16 protein-coding genes are annotated in these 17,775 nt (G+C 53.7%); 7 read left to right on the top strand and 9 right to left on the bottom strand.

Annotated features, from left to right (window positions below):
* Nucleotides 1–506: 506 nt before the first annotated feature.
* From GW590_RS23460 to crp, 4 genes are all read right to left on the bottom strand, one after another.
* Nucleotides 507–2,570 (bottom strand): YccS/YhfK family putative transporter, encoded by a 2,064-nt coding sequence (locus GW590_RS23460; protein WP_169405562.1) that lies wholly within the window; start codon nt 2,568–2,570, stop codon nt 507–509.
* Between the two features lie 204 nt (nt 2,571–2,774).
* A complete protein-coding gene (locus tag GW590_RS23465) occupies nt 2,775–4,073 on the bottom strand; it encodes an ABC transporter substrate-binding protein (RefSeq protein ID WP_169405506.1) in 1,299 nt (432 codons plus the stop codon).
* A gap of 9 nt (nt 4,074–4,082) precedes the next feature.
* The gene (locus tag GW590_RS23470) at nt 4,083–5,702 is read right to left on the bottom strand and encodes a methyl-accepting chemotaxis protein (RefSeq protein ID WP_169405507.1); all 1,620 of its coding nucleotides are present in this window, start codon (nt 5,700–5,702) and stop codon (nt 4,083–4,085) included.
* A gap of 199 nt (nt 5,703–5,901) precedes the next feature.
* Entirely contained in the window at nt 5,902–6,534 is a 633-nt protein-coding gene (gene crp / locus GW590_RS23475) for a cAMP-activated global transcriptional regulator CRP (RefSeq protein ID WP_009638999.1), read from the bottom strand.
* Between the two features lie 348 nt (nt 6,535–6,882).
* Between crp and GW590_RS23480 the strand changes: the two genes are divergently transcribed.
* On the top strand, nt 6,883–7,290 hold the full coding sequence (locus GW590_RS23480; protein ID WP_169405508.1) for an OsmC family protein: 408 nt from the start codon (nt 6,883–6,885) through the stop codon (nt 7,288–7,290).
* A gap of 58 nt (nt 7,291–7,348) precedes the next feature.
* Here GW590_RS23480 and GW590_RS23485 read toward each other — a convergent pair whose 3' ends face one another.
* From GW590_RS23485 to GW590_RS23495, 3 genes are all read right to left on the bottom strand, one after another.
* Nucleotides 7,349–8,218 carry a phosphoribulokinase gene (locus GW590_RS23485; RefSeq protein WP_169405509.1) on the bottom strand — a complete coding sequence of 290 codons (870 nt, stop codon included), beginning with the start codon at nt 8,216–8,218 and terminating at the stop codon, nt 7,349–7,351.
* Nucleotides 8,219–8,418: 200 nt separating this feature from the next.
* Nucleotides 8,419–8,661, bottom strand: coding sequence for a YheU family protein (locus GW590_RS23490; RefSeq protein ID WP_169405510.1), 243 nt, complete (start codon nt 8,659–8,661; stop codon nt 8,419–8,421).
* On the bottom strand, nt 8,630–9,664 hold the full coding sequence (locus GW590_RS23495) for a hydrolase (protein WP_169405511.1): 1,035 nt from the start codon (nt 9,662–9,664) through the stop codon (nt 8,630–8,632). Before GW590_RS23495 ends, GW590_RS23490 begins: the two co-directional genes overlap by 32 nt.
* 100 nt (nt 9,665–9,764) lie before the next feature.
* Between GW590_RS23495 and GW590_RS23500 the strand changes: the two genes are divergently transcribed.
* Nucleotides 9,765–10,367: a LysE family translocator gene (locus tag GW590_RS23500; protein ID WP_169405512.1), complete on the top strand. Its 603-nt coding sequence runs from the start codon at nt 9,765–9,767 to the stop codon at nt 10,365–10,367.
* Between the two features lie 212 nt (nt 10,368–10,579).
* On the opposite strand, the gene GW590_RS23505 is transcribed toward GW590_RS23500, so the two are convergent.
* A complete protein-coding gene (locus GW590_RS23505; RefSeq protein WP_169405513.1) occupies nt 10,580–12,496 on the bottom strand; it encodes an ABC transporter ATP-binding protein in 1,917 nt (638 codons plus the stop codon).
* Between the two features lie 194 nt (nt 12,497–12,690).
* On the opposite strand from GW590_RS23505, the gene kefG reads away from it, so the two are divergent.
* From kefG to slyD, 4 genes are all read left to right on the top strand, one after another.
* A complete protein-coding gene (kefG, locus tag GW590_RS23510; protein WP_169405514.1) occupies nt 12,691–13,242 on the top strand; it encodes a glutathione-regulated potassium-efflux system ancillary protein KefG in 552 nt (183 codons plus the stop codon).
* Nucleotides 13,206–15,053 carry a glutathione-regulated potassium-efflux system protein KefB gene (kefB, locus tag GW590_RS23515; protein ID WP_211186894.1) on the top strand — a complete coding sequence of 616 codons (1,848 nt, stop codon included), beginning with the start codon at nt 13,206–13,208 and terminating at the stop codon, nt 15,051–15,053. Before kefG ends, kefB begins: the two co-directional genes overlap by 37 nt.
* 111 nt (nt 15,054–15,164) lie before the next feature.
* Nucleotides 15,165–15,368: a YheV family putative zinc ribbon protein gene (locus GW590_RS23520; protein ID WP_169405515.1), complete on the top strand. Its 204-nt coding sequence runs from the start codon at nt 15,165–15,167 to the stop codon at nt 15,366–15,368.
* 96 nt (nt 15,369–15,464) lie between these two features.
* Complete coding sequence (gene slyD, locus GW590_RS23525) at nt 15,465–16,055, top strand: peptidylprolyl isomerase (RefSeq protein WP_169405516.1); 591 nt, start codon at nt 15,465–15,467, stop codon at nt 16,053–16,055.
* A 245-nt stretch (nt 16,056–16,300) separates the two neighbouring features.
* Here slyD and GW590_RS23530 read toward each other — a convergent pair whose 3' ends face one another.
* On the bottom strand, nt 16,301–16,519 hold the full coding sequence (locus GW590_RS23530; protein ID WP_169405517.1) for a protein SlyX: 219 nt from the start codon (nt 16,517–16,519) through the stop codon (nt 16,301–16,303).
* A gap of 264 nt (nt 16,520–16,783) precedes the next feature.
* Between GW590_RS23530 and fkpA the strand changes: the two genes are divergently transcribed.
* Nucleotides 16,784–17,647 (top strand): FKBP-type peptidyl-prolyl cis-trans isomerase, encoded by an 864-nt coding sequence (fkpA, locus tag GW590_RS23535; RefSeq protein WP_169405518.1) that lies wholly within the window; start codon nt 16,784–16,786, stop codon nt 17,645–17,647.
* Nucleotides 17,648–17,775: the final 128 nt, after the last annotated feature.

Below are 17,775 nucleotides of genomic sequence, written 5' to 3' on the forward strand. Positions count from 1 at the left end.
GGCTATGTTTCAGTGACTCCCAGCGTGGCACGAGCCGCGCTGCTGCGCAGTCCCCTTGCTCGGTCGGGAGCCAAAAACGTCTCCCTCCTCTTCGCGCGGCGCCGTCTCTGAATGTGCCAGCAAACTATCTACACCGTGCCGTTTCAGACAAAGATTTTTTGTCTTTTTGTCTTTCGCCGTTGACCTTTAATGTTGCCGGTTTTGCTTTAAATGTTTCCTGGCCGATTCAAAACCTACGCTGAGCGACGTGGAGCGAGACGTTTTTGGCTCGCGACCGAGTGAAGGGACCGCGCAGCGGCGTGGTTTAGGCCACACACCGATGTCACTGGAAAGAACTCGAACCGAGGGCACGACACTGATCAATTTGGACAAGGCGCAGGATTCCAAAGGAGGCGCGCCTTCGCCTCCTTTGGGCGGTCTGGGCCGCCGCCCAGTGAGCGCAGCGAATGCAGTTGACCTTGAAGTTGACTTTAAAACCCAAAATTGCCATTTAAGCCCCAACCTAATTATTTCCTTGTCAACCAAATCCCATGATGCGGCCGTTGCCGCCACGCCAACGACGATATGGTATGCATAGCGCTCAAATGCGCCAGTATGCGGCGCAGATGGCGCTCCATCTCGGTAACCGGCATATCGGCAACCAACTCGGGAGCGTTAAACAGCGTGGTTTCACTGCTTGGTCCATCGTAGGTTAAACGCTGCTGACAGCTTTGCAGCGCAATTTCGCAGGTTTGCAAATACTCCATCGCCAGCTTGGGCGTCAACATATAGTGTTCGCGGGCGAGAATAGTCATGGCGTTGATATGATCGACCAGAAACTGGCTGTGCGTTACCCATAAACGCATATCGGTCAGATAACGGGAATTAAACCCCGGTTCCTGCATCGCCTGGTTCAGCGAGGTAAATAGCGTATTGTGTGCCTGGTTGACCTTCATCCGCGCATAGGCAAGTTGTACCGGGTCGGGGTTTTCCTGCAATAACAGGCGAATGGCCTGCTGATCGCTTTCCAGCGCCTGATGGGCATTGGTGCGCAGCAGACCACTTTGCCATTGCGGCCATAGCCAAATGGCACCGCCGAACGCCAACGCGCAGCCAATAAGCGTATCAATCAGCCGCGGTAACAGGAAATGTGCACCGTTTAAGGCCAGTAGCTGCAAAGTGTAGACCGCGGTAACCGTCAGACCAATCACCCCCAGGCCGTAGTTTTTACGTAATACCGTGTAGGAGAGCAGAGTGATCACCAGCATGCACAACAGCGTGATATTTTGCGGCAGAGCAAGCTGCAACAGACCGGCGGCAGCGATTAACCCTGCCAGTGTACCGAGGGCACGGTGCTGAATACGTACGCGGGTGGCGTTATAACCGTTTTGGCTGACCAATAGCGTGGTCAACAGTATCCAATAGGGTTTGGGCAAATTGAAAAACAGTCCCAGACTGCTGCCGATGGCCAGGATCACCCCCAGACGTGCGGCGTTACGCAGCGCAGCGGATTTAAACGACAGATAGCTTTTCAGCGCCGCCCAGAACGGCAGACGAGTTTGCGTTTGCATCAGGTCGCGGCGGTAAAGCGGACGCTGGGTGCGCAGCAGGCGGGCAATACGGCTGAAATGGTAATAACAAAATTGCCCCACCGGGTTGTCACGATAGCGTGAGGCAATTTTTTCCAGCGCCGCCAACTCGTTGGTCATTGAGAAACGGTCGGATAAACGGTGATAGAGAATATCGTCAGCCAGCACCCGTAGACGGGCGGCAATCACCTGGGCATTGCGGCGGATCACCGCTTCGGCATGGCTCTCCTCCACCAGCTTTTGTACCTCTGCCGGCAGATGCAGACTGACGGAAATATGCTCCTGCAAATCGAGGGCCACCTGAAAACGACGGAACAACCGCTGATGATGCTGATGGCCATGGGTTGGCAACATATGCAGTTGCTGATAGAGGAGAGCAATCAAATCGATCACCTGCTGCTGTCTTTTCAGCAGTGGCGGCAGGGCGGTATCGGGGTCGGTATGCTGGGTCAGCAGGCTATATTTCGCCTCAAAATAATCGGCTAACTGCAGGTAGAGCTGGCTCAGGGTCTCGCGCATCGGCTGTTCTTCTGACAGACGAAACCACAGCCAGTTAAACAGACCATACCAGGCGGTACCGACGACAAACAGCAAAGGCGCATGCCACACCGGCACTGTGCCGACCATGCTGAGCGTAAAAATGGTCGCTACCAGCGCACCGGGTAACAGGCGGGCGTGCAGCGGGCTGATCTCGCCGGTCACGCCCAGCACCAGCGACAGACCGAGCATAATCAACGGCAGCGGCAGGTGCCAGTCTTCCAGCATCAGTTGCAGCAAAATACTGCTGATGGCAAACAGCGCACCGCCAATCAGCAGACGTTTAAAGAAGCGTTTATGCGGCGTATCCAGACCGGCGATATTGCAGCAGGCAGGCACCAGAGAGAAAAGCAGGCCGAGTTGCAGCTGGCCAACCAACAGAGCAATGGCAATAGGCAGGCAAAGCACCAGCGTCTGTCGTAACGCATAGTTGACTTCGGGGTGATAAAAGCATTTTCGCCACAGCGTCATAGGTTGTCTATATCAGATCCCGTGAATATCAGAGAGGTAATGTCTATCGGCGCTCGGTATGGCCTCAGCCATCTTGCTGGTAAGCCTCAAAGAGTAGCTTTTGGATCCTGTTATTTCAATGCATTGGCGAGGAAATAGTGTTCATTGGTGGGGTGGGAAATGCCGGGTGCCGTAACAGCACCCGGCGGGGTATAGCGTTTAGCGAGGCGTTGCCGCGTAGATACGGGCTACCGCTTCCTGGTTGCGCGTTAAAGTCTCATCCAGCGTCAGCTTACCCTGCAGCAGATCGGCAATTTGCTGGCCGACGATATTGCCCATCTGGTCGAAACCGGGAATGCTGACATATTGCACCCCCTGGTAAGGCACCGGCATCAGGGTTGGCTGGTCCACGGTGGCACTTTCCACCGCCGCCCGTACGCGTTGCGCATAAGGGGCCAGCTTCAGATAACTACTCTGCTCATAGGTTGAGATACGGCTGCCTGGCGGCACCGACCCCCAGCCGACCGTCTGCGCGACCTGATTGATGTAGGCGCGGGAGGTGGCCCAACTGATAAACTCTATCGCCTGCTGTTTATTTGCCGCGTTGCTCGGCACCGCCAGCGCCCAGGCCCAAAGCCAGTTTGACCCGTTGCTGGTGACCTGGCTGGGTGCCGAGGTAAAGGCGATTTTGTCGGCTACCGGCGAAATCTGTGGATTAACCAGCAACCCGGCCGCCACGGTACTGTCTACCCACATGGCGCATTTTCCCTGGGCAAACAGACGCAGAATTTCATTGAAACTGTTCTTTGGTGTGTCTGGCGGGCCATAGTCGTGGACCATCTGCACATAATCCTGCAGTACCTGACGCCACTCGGGACTGTTAAGCATTGGCTGCCAGTCGCCGTTAAACCATTGCGCGCCGTAACTGTTGGCCATGGTATCGATAATGGCGACATTGTCGCCCCAACCAGGGCTACCGCGCAGGCACAGGCCGTAGATGCCTTTCTGTGGATCGTTGAGTTTGGCGGCCAGCTGTTTGATATCGCTCCATTTGACGTTATCCGGCATGGTCAGCCCTTTTTCCGCAAACAGATCTTTGCGGTAATAGGTCATGCTGCTTTCGCCGTAAAAGGGCAGCGCATAGAGCGTATCGTTCCATGACAGCGCTTTGCGCACCGGCTTCAGTAAATCGTCAGCCTGATAATCGGCAGGCAGGGCATTGAGCGGGGTTAACCAACCGCGTTTGCCCCAAAGCGGCGCTTCATAGGTGCCGACGGTGATCACGTCAAAACCGGGCTTACCGCTGCTCATCGCCTCCATATTTTGACGACGTAGTTCGGTTTCGCTCATGACCTGCCATTTGAGATGAATGCCAGGGTGGCTTTGCTCAAAGGATTGCGATAGCTGCTGCATAATCGTCATATCGCCATTCACAATGGTGGCGATAGTCACGGTGGTATCTGCCAGTGCGCCGAGGGGCAGAGCAAGCAGCAGAGCTAATAGGGCTGATTTGCGCATAATGGTTTCTTACTCCCACACCGGTTTCATGGCGGGTCTGGCCAGAGCCAGTGGCGCGGTTCCGGCCTTTGGTAAACGGCTCTTACCGTCATCCTGTAAGCGGAAGAAGGCCATTTTTTCCACCAGCAGGCCAGCATGCTGGCTCACCGTCTGGCTGGCGGCGCTGGCTTCATGGACCAAGGCGGCATTCTGCTGAGTGGCACTGTCCATCTGGATCACCGCCAGGTTGACTTGTTCGATGCCGCTGGACTGTTCGCGGCTGGCAACGGCTATTTCGCCGACAATTGCCACCACGCGGGCAACGCCGCCATTGATCTCCTCAAGCATCTCCCCGGAACGTATTACCAGTGTGCTGCCGGTATCGACCTTGCTGACGCTGGCCTGGATCAGCTCTTTAATTTCCTGTGCGGCTTTCGATGAGCGCTGCGCCAGTTGACGCACTTCTGAGGCGACGACGGCAAACCCGCGGCCCTGTTCACCGGCCCGTGCGGCTTCTACGGCGGCGTTAAGTGCCAGCAAGTTAGTCTGGAAGGCGATTTCATCAATCACGCGGTTGATATCGGCAATACGTTTACTGGATGACTCAATTTCGCGCATGGCGGCCACAGCATCATTGAGCACTTTGCTGCCATTTTGAGCCTGCTCACGCACCGACATCGCCAGTTCATTAGCCTGCGCGGCATTGTCTGCGTTATGTTTCACCGTGGCTGTCATCTGTTCCATGCTGGCGGCGGTTTGTTCCAGCGAGCTGGCCTGGGTATGGGTGCGTGCCGACAGGTCATCGTTGCCTGCTGCCATTTGGTGGGCTGCATCATTGAGCGCCGAGGCGCTTTCACCAACTTCGCGCACAATACCCGACAGGCGGACATCCATGGTGGCCAGTGAGCGCATAACTTCGCCCATTTCATCGTGAGAAAACTGCGTAATATTATGGTCGAGTTGACCATCGGCGATGGACTCTGCCAGTTCTCGGGCGCTGGAGACCGAGCTGGCAATGGCGCGGACCAACAGCCAGCCGGCAAGGAATGCCAGGAAAAGGCCGCCAGCCAGAATAACCACCAGGCTGTTACGGGCCAGCTGGTAGGAGCTGGCGCTGTCCTGGTAGTTTTGCTGCGCATGTTGGCGCATTAGCTGGTCAAGCTGGTCAATGCCCTGTTGCAACGCTTCGCTGTCGCTACGCAGGCTGGTTTCGATTATCACCAGCGCTGCGGAAGGGTTGCCGGCTTTTAATTGTTCCCCTGCCTTGTTCAGCACGGTCTGATAGTCATTCAGATCGGCCATCAGTTTGCTGTTCAGTGCCTCGGTTCCCGGAACCCGTGGCATGGTAGTGAAACTTTTCAGGTCATCAGCAATCTGCGCACTGTAGAGGCTGATTTTTTGTAATCGTTTGTCCACTTCGCTGGCATCGGTCCAGTAGCGAAGCGTTTCAAATAAGGTGGCGGATTGTAACTGTGCGGTGCGAAAAAGACGTGAGGTAGTTTGTAGCGGTAAAAGTTCAGTTTGATAGGTGGTGGCAGCGCGCTGGTCAGCGGCACGCAAACCGATAATGCCCCAAACGGCAGCGATAATCAGAAGAACACACAACAGGCTCACAATACCGATCAGGCGAGCGCGGATAGTTAAACGCATAACGACCTTCCCCAGTTTAAGTAAAATTCAGATGGGGTTGTCTACAACTCAGTGGTCACCCCTTGATAATGGGTATCGGCCACAGAGGGATAAACTTTATACAAAGTGTAGGGTTATTTAGATGAATTTTTCAACGGCTTGGGGGAAGTGCGCAGATAAAAACGGCGCGGCAGATATCTGTCGCGCCGTTTTAAAACAGTTAACGTGTGCCGTAAACGACAATCGTTTTACCGTGAGCAGAAATCAAACTTTGATCTTCGAGCATTTTTAGAATTCGACCAACAGTTTCGCGTGAACAGCCGACTATCTGACCGATTTCCTGACGAGTAATTTTAATCTGCATACCATCTGGATGGGTCATGGCATCGGGCTGTTTAGCCAGATTAAGCAGGGTTTGTGCAATACGACCTGTGACGTCCAGGAAAGCGAGGTTACCCACTTTCTCAGAGGTTATCTGCAATCGGCTTGCCATCTGTGCGGACAAACGCATCAGAATGTCTGGATTAACCTGGATCAGCTGGCGAAATTTCTTGTAGGAAATTTCCGCTACTTCGCAGGCAGTTTTCGCTCTGACCCACGCACTACGTTCCTGTCCTTCTTCGAAGAGTCCCAGCTCGCCGATGAAGTCACCTTGGTTAAGGTAGGAAAGTATCATCTCTTTGCCTTCTTCATCCTTGATCAGTACGGCGACCGAACCTTTCACGATGTAGTACAGCGTTTCGGCTTTTTCACCCTGGTGAATCAGCGTACTTTTAGATGGATACTTATGTATATGACAGTGAGACAGGAACCATTCGAGAGTGGGGTCTGTTTGTGGCTTGCCGAGAACCATTAGCTATTATCCTCTGTTATTATCGCTGCCCAAATCACAGGGCTCAGAGTTCCCTGTTCGGCGATTTTTTACTTCGCGCTCTTTTAGCATATGAACTGACCAGCAATGCTGCAAGCGGCAGGTGAAGTGAATTCAGCTAAAAATTGGCATTATCACCACGGTAATCCTGTTTGCACCTAAAATACCTAGCCGCAACTTGTTGGAAAGTTACTTTTCGGCTTTGTTTGTAGCACAGGTTTGAAGATGTGTCTTGTGTTGTCTCGCTTCAGCATGATGCGGATCGAGTTCCATTGCCAGTTTCCGGGCTAAAGGGTAGTCTGTTTTGAAAATTGCCGGCGGAGAAAGGAAATGAAAGCACGAGTAAAATGGGTCGAAGGGTTAACCTTTTTGGGGGAATCATCGTCGGGACATCAGATTATTATGGACGGCAATGCCGGTGACAAATCACCCAGTCCAATGGAGATGTTGCTGATGGCTGCCGGGGGATGCAGTGCGATCGATGTGGTGTCTATTTTGCAAAAAGGTCGTAACGAGGTGCAGGGCTGCGAAGTCAAACTGACTTCGGAACGCCGTGAAGAAGCACCGCGTCTGTTTACCCATATCAATCTGCATTTTGTGGTCACCGGTAAAGACTTGACCGACAAAGCGGTGGAACGTGCGGTCAGCCTGTCGGCCGAAAAATACTGCTCGGTTTCGTTGATGCTCGGTAAAGCGGCGACTATTACCCACAGCTTTGAACTGATTGAGGCTGAATAATCGGCTCAAGTCAGGCACACCGCGCCTGGTGGTGCGGTGTGTGTTGCCGTGTACCGGCTTATTCTATTTTCTTGCCTTCCATCAGGCGCTGTACCAGCGGCCCCATAATCAGCTCCATCGCCAGCCCCATTTTTCCCCCGGGCACCACCAGCGTATTGATATGTGAGATAAAAGATCCCTGCAACATGGCCAGTAAATAAGGGAAATCGATCTGATCCAGCCCCTGAAAGTGGATCACGACAAAACTCTCATCCAGCGAAGGGATGGCTTTGGCGGCAAAGGGATTGGAGGTATCCACGGTCGGCACGCGCTGAAAGTTGATATGGGTGCGTGAAAATTGCGGTGTGATGTAGTTGATGTAGTCATCCATCGATCTGACCACCGAGTCCATTACCGCTTCGCGCGAATGTCCACGCTCGCCGGTGTCACGCACCAGTTTTTGTATCCACTCCAGGTTAACGATCGGCACCACGCCCACCAGTAAATCGACGTGTTTGGCGACGTCAACCTGTTGGCTGACCACGCCGCCGTGCAGGCCTTCATAGAACAGAATATCGGTGGGTTCCGGCAGCGCCTGCCACGGCGTAAAGGTCCCCGGCACCTGGTTATAGGGCACCGCTTCGTCATAAGTATGCAAATACTTGCGCGAACGGCCGCTACCCGTTTTTCCGTATTCAATAAAGCTCTGTTCCAGGAGCGCAAAGTCGTTGGCTTCGGGACCAAAGTAGCTGATATGACGTCCCAGATCGCGCGCTTTGCGGATGGCTGCGTCCATCTCCGGACGGGTGAAATGGTGGAAGCTGTCCCCTTCCAGTTCGGCAGCGTGCAGGCCAAACTGCTGGAAAATTTTACGAAACGCCAGACTGGTGGTGGTGGTACCGGCACCGCTTGAACCGGTGACGGCAATAACTGGGTGTTTAGCTGACATGGTAAGTCTTCACTCCCTACAGGTCGCGTCTGCCTGACTGTTTTCTGAGATCTTCAGGCGACAGTCGCATGATAAGCGGTGCATAATTACGCTTATTGTTACCATATCTATGCGATAAATTATAGGGTATCTCTGCGTAAGTTTTGGCGTTGCCGCGGGCCTGACGCGATGAAACAATCCCCCGGCACTGGTAATGATAGCTACATTTCTTCGCGCTCTTCCTGACCGGGGCGAAACTGGCCGCGCGGCATCATATTTAGCGTTTCATGCAGCTCTGACCAAACCAGTACCACGTCACCACTTTTTAGCTGGCGGCGAATATCGTCGACTTTTTGCGACAGCGTACGTTCTTGCTCGCCGTAGTCGGTGCCTTCACGCAGGACGAAAGCTTCAATTACGCCGTTTAGCGTTTCAGGATCCAGTTCTTGCCAGGGAATGATCATCTTCTGTTGGTCTTTTCTCAATTTGTTGCATGGGGATTAACTTCGGCAGCAGCCAGTCGGGAATGCGCTGTTCCAGCCACATTTTCGGATGACGCCAACTGCCGGATACAAAACCGACGTGACCGCCGTGGTCGGTCAACTGATATTCTACCCCAGGCGGCAGTGCTTGCGCGTCGGGGATCACTGCTGCGGTCATAAAAGGGTCGTCTTTGGCATGAATAATCAGTAACGGCACTTTGATGGCGGGGAGTAATGGCATGGCGCTACAGCGTTGGTAATAGTCCAGCGCATTGTTAAATCCATGGGCTTTGGCGGTAATGGCATCATCAAACTCACGGATGCGGCGCATGGCTTTGAGCTGTGCCAGCGTTACCGGCAGCGTCCCCGGATATTTCAGCAGCTTGCGTCTGGCGTTGCCTTTTAGCTGATTAAGCAGGTAACGCTGATAAAAGCGGGAGGATCCGCGCTCCAGCCGATAAGCACAGGGTTCAAGCATCAGGGGGGCGGAAACAATCACTGCCGCCTGTAAGGAACACTTTTCCCCCTCTTGCCCGAGATAACAGGCCAGCATATTGCCACCTAGAGAAAAGCCCACCGCCGCGGTGGGCGCGGCGCCGTAGGTGCGCGTTAGCCAATCAAGAAAATAGCGGGCGTCTTCGGTTTCCCCGGAATGGTAGATGCGTTGCAGGCGATTGGGCTCGCCGCTGCAACCGCGAAAATGCATCACCACCCCCAGCCCGCCCTTGGTGCGCCAGGCATCAAGTAAGCCATGGGCGTAGGGGCTGGTAAAACTGCCTTCCAGACCGTGAAACAACACCATACGCGGTTTATCCCGCGCGAACTGCGGGTCTTCGCTCCAGGCCAAATCGATAAAATCACCGTCGGGCAGCTCGAGACGCTGCCAGAATGGGGTAAGTTTTACCTGCCTGCGCACCAGTCTGGGTAACAGTGTTTGCAGATGTGGATTGCCGGCACCCGGCAACGGGCGGAAATTTTCAGTCATGCTGTGAAAAGATTCTTATTGCGGAACACTACCTATCAATATCACACTGATAGCTTCACTGCTAATTGCGCAATGGTCGGGGTGAGGAGCACCCATTTACATGGAACTTGGTTTATTTCTTTCGATGCTTGGTTTTTTATGGGTAGCGGCGATCACCCCCGGTCCAAATAATATGCTGTTAACCACCTCGGGGGCGAATTTCGGTTTTTGCCGCTCACTGTGGTTGATGCTGGGTATTATGCTCGGCATGCAAAGCATGTTGCTGCTGGTGGCCTTTGGGGTGGGCAGTCTGATTTTGGTCTACCCGTCGCTGCATACTATTTTAAAAGTGCTGGGCAGCCTGTATCTGCTGTGGCTGTCGTGGAAAATTGCCACCTCGGCCTATGAGAAACTGGAAACAGACGTTGCGCCGCCCAAACCGATCCGCCTGTATCAGGGTTGGTTATTGCAGTTTCTCAATCCCAAAGCCTGGTTGATGGGGTTGGGGGCCGTGGCCAGCTTTAGCCTGGAAGGTGCGGCCTATAATCATTCCATCGCGGCCATCAGCCTGGGGATGTTTATGGTTAATCTGGTGTCAGGGCTGATCTGGCTGGGGTTTGGTACGGTGATCGGCCGTTTGCTGCGCAGTCGTCGCGCCTGGTACAGCTTTAATGTGGCGATGGGGCTGTTGACCGCCGCCTGTGTGCTGTTGATTTGGCGATAGTATTCGCCCGTTAACTGCGGGCAAAAGAGGTATCTTGCAAGTGGTCTTGATGATCGAGATACCCGGGCATAGCACACCTGGGGGCGCTCCGGCGGGCAAGCCCGCTACGACCCCAACGGTGTACTCTGCCTAAAAACAGACTTTGTGAGCTGTCAGAGGCATCTTGCGGGATGCCTCTTTTACCTTTGAGCCAGACGATACAGATTGCGGCGTTATTCGGCGTTAAATTCCTGTGCCAGCTGCTCCAACTGTTCCTGGAGATCCAGCCAGGTCATCTCGACCTCTTCCAGCGCGCTTTTTACCTTGATCTGCTGTTGCAGACTGGCGGTCAGATCCGCTTTGCGACTGATATCGTAAATGGCGGCGTCAGCCAGCTTCTCTTCTACGCCGGCCAGTTCGCTGCTCAGCTTTTCCATCTGTTTTTCCAGCGTTGCGATCTGTTTCCGCATTGGCTGGGTCTGGTTGCGGAAATCGGCTTCGCGACGTTTCTGATCTTTGCGTGATTGCGCACTGTTGGCACCGGCATCTTTTTCCGGCGCATCCTGTTGGCTTTCCTGACGCTGAATATCTACCAGCCATTGCTGGTAATCTTCCAGATCGCCGTCGAACTGCTCGACTTTGCCGCCGTGGACCAGATACAAATCGTCGGTGGTTGAGCGCAGCAGATGACGGTCATGGGAGACCACTACCATGGCGCCTTCAAAGTCGATCAGGGCTTCGGTCAGCGCTTGACGCATATCGAGATCGAGGTGGTTGGTCGGTTCATCGAGCAGCAGCAGGTTAGGGCGCTGCCAGACAATCAGCGCCAGCACCAGACGTGCTTTTTCGCCGCCGGAGAAACGCTCGGTTTTTTCAGTGACTTTATCGCCGCGGAAACCAAACCCACCAAGATAATCCCGCAACTGCTGTTCGGTTTGACGCTCGGCCATACGCGTCAAATGCTGTAACGGCGAATCCTCTGCGCGCAGGAACTCCAGTTGGTGCTGGGCGAAGTAACCCAGTTTGACCCCTTTGGCCAGGCCGATATCACCGTGTAACGGTGGCATGGTACCGGCGAGCAGCTTAATCAGCGTCGATTTACCGGCACCGTTGCGCCCGAGCAAACCAATACGCGATCCCGGCACCAGGTTCAGCTTGATTGAATCAAGGATGGTGGTGTCGCCATAACCGGCGCTGACTTTTTCCATGCGCAGCAGCGGGTCGGGCAGACTTTCCGGCGACCTGAAACTAAACTGAAAAGGATTATCAACGTGAGCCGGGGCAATCAGCTCCATGCGCTCAAGCATCTTTATGCGGCTCTGTGCCTGCTTGGCTTTGGTTGCCTGGGCGCGGAAGCGGTCGATATAGCTGTGCAGGTGGGCAACTTTTTCCTGTTGGTGTTCAAACAGCGACTGTTGCTGGGCGAGTTTGGTGGCGCGCTGACGCTCAAATGAGGAGTAGTTGCCGGTATACTCATTGAGGCTCTGCTGCTCGATATGCAGAATTTTATCGACAATAGGGTCGAGAAAATCACGGTCGTGGGAAATCAGCACCAGCGTGCCGTTATAGCTTTTGAGCCACTTTTCCAGCCAGATCACTGCATCGAGATCGAGGTGGTTGGTCGGTTCATCAAGCAATAGCAGGTCCGAGCGGCAAATCAGCGCCTGTGCCAGGTTCAGACGCATGCGCCAGCCACCGGAGAAGGATTTGACTGGCTGTTGCAGCTGATTCTGGGTAAACCCCAGTCCGCTGAGCAGGCTGGCGGCTCTGGCCGGAATGGTCCAGGCCTGAATGGCGTCGAGTTTACCATGCAGGGTGGCAATAGCATGGCCATCATCCCGCTCGTTTGCCGTCGCTAATTCGGCTTCCAACTGGCGAAACTCGCGGTCGCCGTCGATAACATACTCCATGGCGGGGACATCAAGCGCGGGCGTCTCCTGATTGACCCAGGCCAGCGCCCAGTTGGACGGAAAGGTCAGGTTGCCCGCATCGGCGTGCATTTCGTCTTTTAACAGGGAGATCAGGGTCGATTTTCCGCAGCCGTTCTTCCCCACTAAGCCGACTTTTTGGCCTGGGTTGATGGTGGCAGAGGCATTATCAAGCAGGACATTGGTGCCACGCCTGATTTGTAACGATGAGAAAACTATCATAAAGCGCCGTGTCGTTGAGAGTATGTTAAATTAATTGTCATCATTCTACGTTAAACAAGACGTATACCTGTCATATTTGCGATTGCATCGCGCCAATGGCGCGGACTGCAATGGGATATAGAAGAACGCCCTATTGGTATTTGCGAAGCATGGTAGCCGAAAAATTGCACCCTGACGACGCTTTGGAGGTTTTGATGCCGCAGCCACCCAAGGTTTTGCTGCTCTATGCCCACCCGGAATCACCCGATTCGGTGGCCAACAGTATTTTGCTCGACAGGGCGCGGCAGTTGCCGAACGTTACTGTCCACGACCTTTACGCCCATTATCCCGATTTTTTTATTGATATTCATTACGAGCAAAAACTGCTGCGGGAACATAAAGTGATTGTCTTTCAGCACCCTCTTTATACTTACAGCTGTCCTGCCCTGCTCAAGGAGTGGATGGATCGTGTTTTGGCCCGCGGTTTTGCCAGCGGTGCCGGCGGCACGGCGTTAAGCGGTAAATACTGGCGCTCGGTGGTGACCACCGGCGAACCCGAGGGAGCCTATAAACCCGGCGGCTATAACCGCTACCCGATGAGCGATATTTTACTGCCCTTTGAACTGACCGCCGCCATGTGTCATATGCACTGGATGACGCCAATTATTATCTATTGGGCGCGACGTCAGAAGCCGGAAATATTGCACAGCCATGCGCAAGCTTACGGCGAATGGCTGCAATCTCCTATGCCCAACGGAGGAGTATAACTATCGACAGTTCGAATTTACCGACGGCGATACTGCTGTTTTTGTTTGCTGCCGTTGTGGCGGTACCTATTGCTCAACGCCTGGGAATAGGCGCGGTATTAGGCTATCTACTGGCCGGTATCGCTATTGGCCCCTGGGGGCTGGGTTTTATTCGTGACGTAGATGAAATACTGCACTTTTCCGAATTGGGGGTGGTATTTCTGATGTTTATCATCGGGCTGGAGCTGAATCCGGGCAAGCTATGGCAACTGCGTCGGCAGATATTTGGCGTCGGTGCCGGGCAGGTGATCCTCACTGCCATGGTATTGGGCTGCCTGCTCTACCTGACGAATTTTGACTGGCAGGCGGCGCTGATTGGCGGTATTGGCCTGGCCATGTCTTCAACAGCGATGGCGCTACAATTGATGCGCGATAAGGGAATGACCCGCAACGAAGGGGGCCAGCTCGGTTTTGCCGTACTGCTGTTCCAGGATATTGCGGTGATCCCGGCGTTGGCGCTGATCCCGGTGCTGGCCGGTGCCTCCTCCGGGGGCAACGACTGGCAAATGATCAGTATGAAAGTGCTGGCCTTTGTCGGCATGCTGGTGGGCGGCCGTTATCTGTTAAGGCCGATTTTTCGGCTGATTGTCGCCTCGGGAGTGCGCGAGGTGTTTACCGCCGCTGCGCTGTTGGTGGTGCTGGGCTCGGCCTTGTTTATGCAGGCGCTGGGTTTTTCGATGGCCCTCGGGACCTTCCTCGCCGGAATATTGTTGGCAGAGAGTGAATATCAGCACGAACTGGAGATCGCCATTGAGCCTTTTAAGGGGCTGTTGCTGGGGCTGTTTTTTATTTCAGTCGGCATGGCGCTCAATCTTGGGGTGCTCTACACCCATATCCTGCAGGTGCTGGCCGGGGTGATTATCCTGGTGCTGGTAAAAGGTGGTGTTCTCTACCTGCTGGCGCGGCTGTTTGATTTACGCACCTCGGTGCGTTTGCAGTTCGCCGGTGTGCTGAGTCAGGGCGGGGAATTTGCCTTTGTGTTGTTCTCGGCTGCCGCCGCGTCGAAAGTCATTTCGTCGTCGCAGTTGGCGCTGCTATTGGTGGTGGTCACACTTTCAATGATGACCACGCCGCTGCTGCTGAAATACATCGACAGGATATTATTCCGTCGTTATAACGCTCAGGAAGAGAGCGATGAAAAGCACTTTGTGGAGGATAACGAGCCACAGGTGATTATTGTCGGATTTGGGCGTTTCGGGCAGGTGATTGGCCGTTTGCTGATGGCCAACAAAATGCGCATTACCGTACTGGAGCGCGATATTAGCGCCGTGGGGTTAATGCGCACCTTTGGTTATCAGGTCTATTACGGCGATGCCACCAATCTGGAGTTACTGCGTGCTGCCGGTGCCGAAAAAGCCAAATCCATTGTCATCACCTGCAATGAGCCGGAGGATACCATGGAGATTGTGCATCTTTGCCAACAGCATTTTCCCCATTTGAGTATTCTGGCGCGTGCACGGGGGCGCGTAGAGGCTCATGAACTGTTGCAGGCCGGGGTGAAGGATTTTTCCCGAGAAACCTTCTCCAGTGCGCTGGAGCTGGGGAAAAAAGCGCTGATTACCCTGGGTATGCATCCGCATCACGCCTATCGTGCGCAGCAGCACTTCCGTCGTTTGGATATGCGCATGTTGCGTGAGCTGGTGCCGCAGGTGCAAGGGGATGTCGCCCAAATCTCGCGGGTGAAAGAGGCTCGTCGCGAGCTGGAGGATATCTTTCAAAACGAGATGCACAACGAGCGGCGGCGTATTGACGGCTGGGACGATGACGAATAAGCCCCTGGCAACTGCCGGGTAACAGAAGTTTCTGAATATTTTTTTGTAAAGAATTTCATCTGTCGGTGCCGGGTGCGGTGCCGACAGGCTGAGGTCCAGGAGAGACAGACTATGACTACAACCCGTAAACGCTTTATTGCCGGTGCCGTATGTCCAGAATGTAAAGCATTGGATACCTTGATGTTATGGCAGGAAGATCAAGTGGAAGTCGTGGAGTGCGTCAAGTGTGGTCACCACAAACGGCAGACTGACGAGCAGGTTGCGCGACATGTACGACCAGAAGAACAGGTGATTGGCATCTTCCATCCGCAGTAGCGTTATGGCGCACCTTTTTTTATGCTGTTCGGTACAGAGGCGTGGTTTTCCGCTACAATCTTCGCCAAAATTTAGTTTTCAACGTTAGGAGTTATCATGAAAGTATCAAAAGACGTGGTTGTCAGCGTTGCGTATCAGGTACGTACAGAAGACGGCGTGCTGGTTGATGAATCACCAGTAAGCGCACCTCTGGACTATCTGCACGGTCACGGCTCGCTGATTTCCGGTCTGGAAAACGCGCTGGATGGTCATGCAGTGGGTGACCGTTTTGATGTGCACGTTGGCGCCAATGACGCTTACGGCAACTATGATGAAAATTTGGTTCAGCGCGTACCAAAAGAAGTATTCATGGGCGTTGAAGAACTGGAAGTCGGTATGCGTTTCCTGGCCGATACGGACCAGGGTCCAGTGCCGGTAGAAATCACTGAAGTTGACGGCGACCATGTTGTGGTTGACGGCAACCATATGCTGGCCGGTCAGAACCTGAACTTCAACGTTGAAGTTGTGGCTATCCGTGAAGCGACCGAAGAAGAGCTGGCTCATGGCCACGTTCACGGTGAGCACGGTCATGACCACGGTCACGACCACGAGCATGGTGATGGTTGCTGCGGTGGTCACGGCCACGAAGAAGGCCATGAACATGGCAAAGGCGGCTGTGGCGGTAACGGCGGCTGCGGTTGCCACTGATTGTCATTAGCGACAATCAAACTCAGGCGGCCTCGGCCGCCTGAGTTTGATGGCAAAGTCGTCTTGATGATCGAGATACCCGGGCATAGCACACCTAGGGGCGCTCCGGCGGGCAAGCCCGCTACGACCCCAATGGTGCACTCTCCCTAATAACGGACTTTCTCAGCAGTCTGAGGCGGCCTTGGCCGCCTTTTTTATCAGCTTTATTGCTGCCATGCTGCATTTTTTCCGCACACTGCAAGCTATCAATAATGCGGCGGTGGCGTTTCTTCCGAGGCATCGGCAATCATTGAGGGCTGCGTAGCACGTAAACGATCGGTCAGTAAACGCAAATGGTCGTGCAGACGGCTCATTTCCAACTGATGCGTAGTCACAATCTGATTGAGCTCATCGATAGTCACTTCCTGAAAAGCCAGTTTGCTTTCCAGCGCTTCAAGCCGCTGTTCAAATGAATTATGTTCCATAATAGGGTGCCTTGAGTGCTGCAGGGTAAGGGGTGGCTGCCGGAGTGGCAGACTTGACGCCATATTCTACCCGCAATAGCGCAAAAAAACTCGGCCAAGCCGATTTTGCCGCCTTGCCAGAAACTTATTGAAGCAAAAAAGGTCAGAGTTAGGCGCGTTCGGTAAGTATAGAGATTGTCATCTATTGACAGGGACAGTTATATTAACCGGCGAACTTTCGTAATTGTTACTTGAGGCAAAGACCCTCAAGTCTTGGAGAAATGGATGAAATCACTGTTTAAAGTAACGCTGCTCGCGACCACTATGGCTCTTGCCCTGGGTGCGACTCAGGCTATGGCAGAAGACACTGCAAAAGCGACGACGGATACCACCGCAACTGCACCAGCAGCACCAGCAGCGACTGCGCCAGCGGCAGCAGAACCCGCAAAATTTAAAAGTGACGATGAGCAGGCTGCTTACGCGCTGGGTGCATCACTTGGCCGTTACATGGACAATTCGCTGAAAGAACAAGAGAAACTGGGCATCAAACTGGATAAAGACCAGCTGATTGCCGGTGTTCAGGACGCTTTTGCCAGCAAAAGCAAACTGTCTGACGCTGATATCGAAAAAACACTGCAAACTTTCGAAGCGCGTGTAAAAGCTTCTGCCCAGCAAAAAATGGAAGCTGACGCCAAAGCCAACGAAGACAAAGGCGACAAATTCCGCGCTGACTTCGCCAAAGAAAAAGGCGTGAAGAAAACCGAATCTGGCCTGTTGTATCAGGTTGATAAACCAGGTACCGGCAATGCACCTAAAGACAGCGATACCGTGGTAGTCAACTACAAAGGTACTCTGACTGATGGCACCGAGTTCGATAACTCTTATACCCGCGGTGAGCCTTTGTCTTTCCGTCTTGACGGTGTGATCCCAGGCTGGACCGAAGGTCTGAAACACGTTAAGAAAGGCGGCAAGATCAAGCTGGTTATCCCACCGGCTTTGGCCTACGGCAAAACTGGCGTCCCTGGTATCCCTGCCAACTCTACTCTGGTATTTGAAGTAGAACTGCTGGATATCAAACCGGCACCAAAAGCAGATGCAAAAGACGCCACTAAACCGGCTGACGCTGCAGACGCCACCAAAGCAGAATAAGTTTTTCTGACTTTTCTCCAGAAACCGTCGCCTGTGTGACGGTTTTTTTTTGGGCCGCCGCTTTTTAACGGCTTCTTCCCCACTTTTGCAGGGGTTACTCTATGATGATAACTTGACGACTTTCGCGC

This window comes from Rouxiella aceris, from assembly GCF_012933545.1.
Classification (GTDB): Bacteria; Pseudomonadota; Gammaproteobacteria; order Enterobacterales; family Enterobacteriaceae; genus Rouxiella; species Rouxiella aceris.

Coding starts and splice junctions, on each gene's coding strand:
- GW590_RS23530 (WP_169405517.1), bottom strand. CDS start 16,519: ATGGAACATAATTCATTTGAACAGCGGCTTGAAGCGCTGGAAAGCAAA.
- kefB (WP_211186894.1), top strand. CDS start 13,206: ATGGCTGCAATCTCCTATGCCCAACGGAGGAGTATAACTATCGACAGT.
- GW590_RS23500 (WP_169405512.1), top strand. CDS start 9,765: ATGGAACTTGGTTTATTTCTTTCGATGCTTGGTTTTTTATGGGTAGCG.
- GW590_RS23485 (WP_169405509.1), bottom strand. CDS start 8,218: ATGTCAGCTAAACACCCAGTTATTGCCGTCACCGGTTCAAGCGGTGCC.
- GW590_RS23480 (WP_169405508.1), top strand. CDS start 6,883: ATGAAAGCACGAGTAAAATGGGTCGAAGGGTTAACCTTTTTGGGGGAA.
- slyD (WP_169405516.1), top strand. CDS start 15,465: ATGAAAGTATCAAAAGACGTGGTTGTCAGCGTTGCGTATCAGGTACGT.
- GW590_RS23495 (WP_169405511.1), bottom strand. CDS start 9,664: ATGACTGAAAATTTCCGCCCGTTGCCGGGTGCCGGCAATCCACATCTG.
- fkpA (WP_169405518.1), top strand. CDS start 16,784: ATGAAATCACTGTTTAAAGTAACGCTGCTCGCGACCACTATGGCTCTT.
- GW590_RS23465 (WP_169405506.1), bottom strand. CDS start 4,073: ATGCGCAAATCAGCCCTATTAGCTCTGCTGCTTGCTCTGCCCCTCGGC.
- GW590_RS23505 (WP_169405513.1), bottom strand. CDS start 12,496: ATGATAGTTTTCTCATCGTTACAAATCAGGCGTGGCACCAATGTCCTG.
- crp (WP_009638999.1), bottom strand. CDS start 6,534: ATGGTTCTCGGCAAGCCACAAACAGACCCCACTCTCGAATGGTTCCTG.
- GW590_RS23520 (WP_169405515.1), top strand. CDS start 15,165: ATGACTACAACCCGTAAACGCTTTATTGCCGGTGCCGTATGTCCAGAA.
- kefG (WP_169405514.1), top strand. CDS start 12,691: ATGCCGCAGCCACCCAAGGTTTTGCTGCTCTATGCCCACCCGGAATCA.
- GW590_RS23470 (WP_169405507.1), bottom strand. CDS start 5,702: ATGCGTTTAACTATCCGCGCTCGCCTGATCGGTATTGTGAGCCTGTTG.
- GW590_RS23490 (WP_169405510.1), bottom strand. CDS start 8,661: ATGATCATTCCCTGGCAAGAACTGGATCCTGAAACGCTAAACGGCGTA.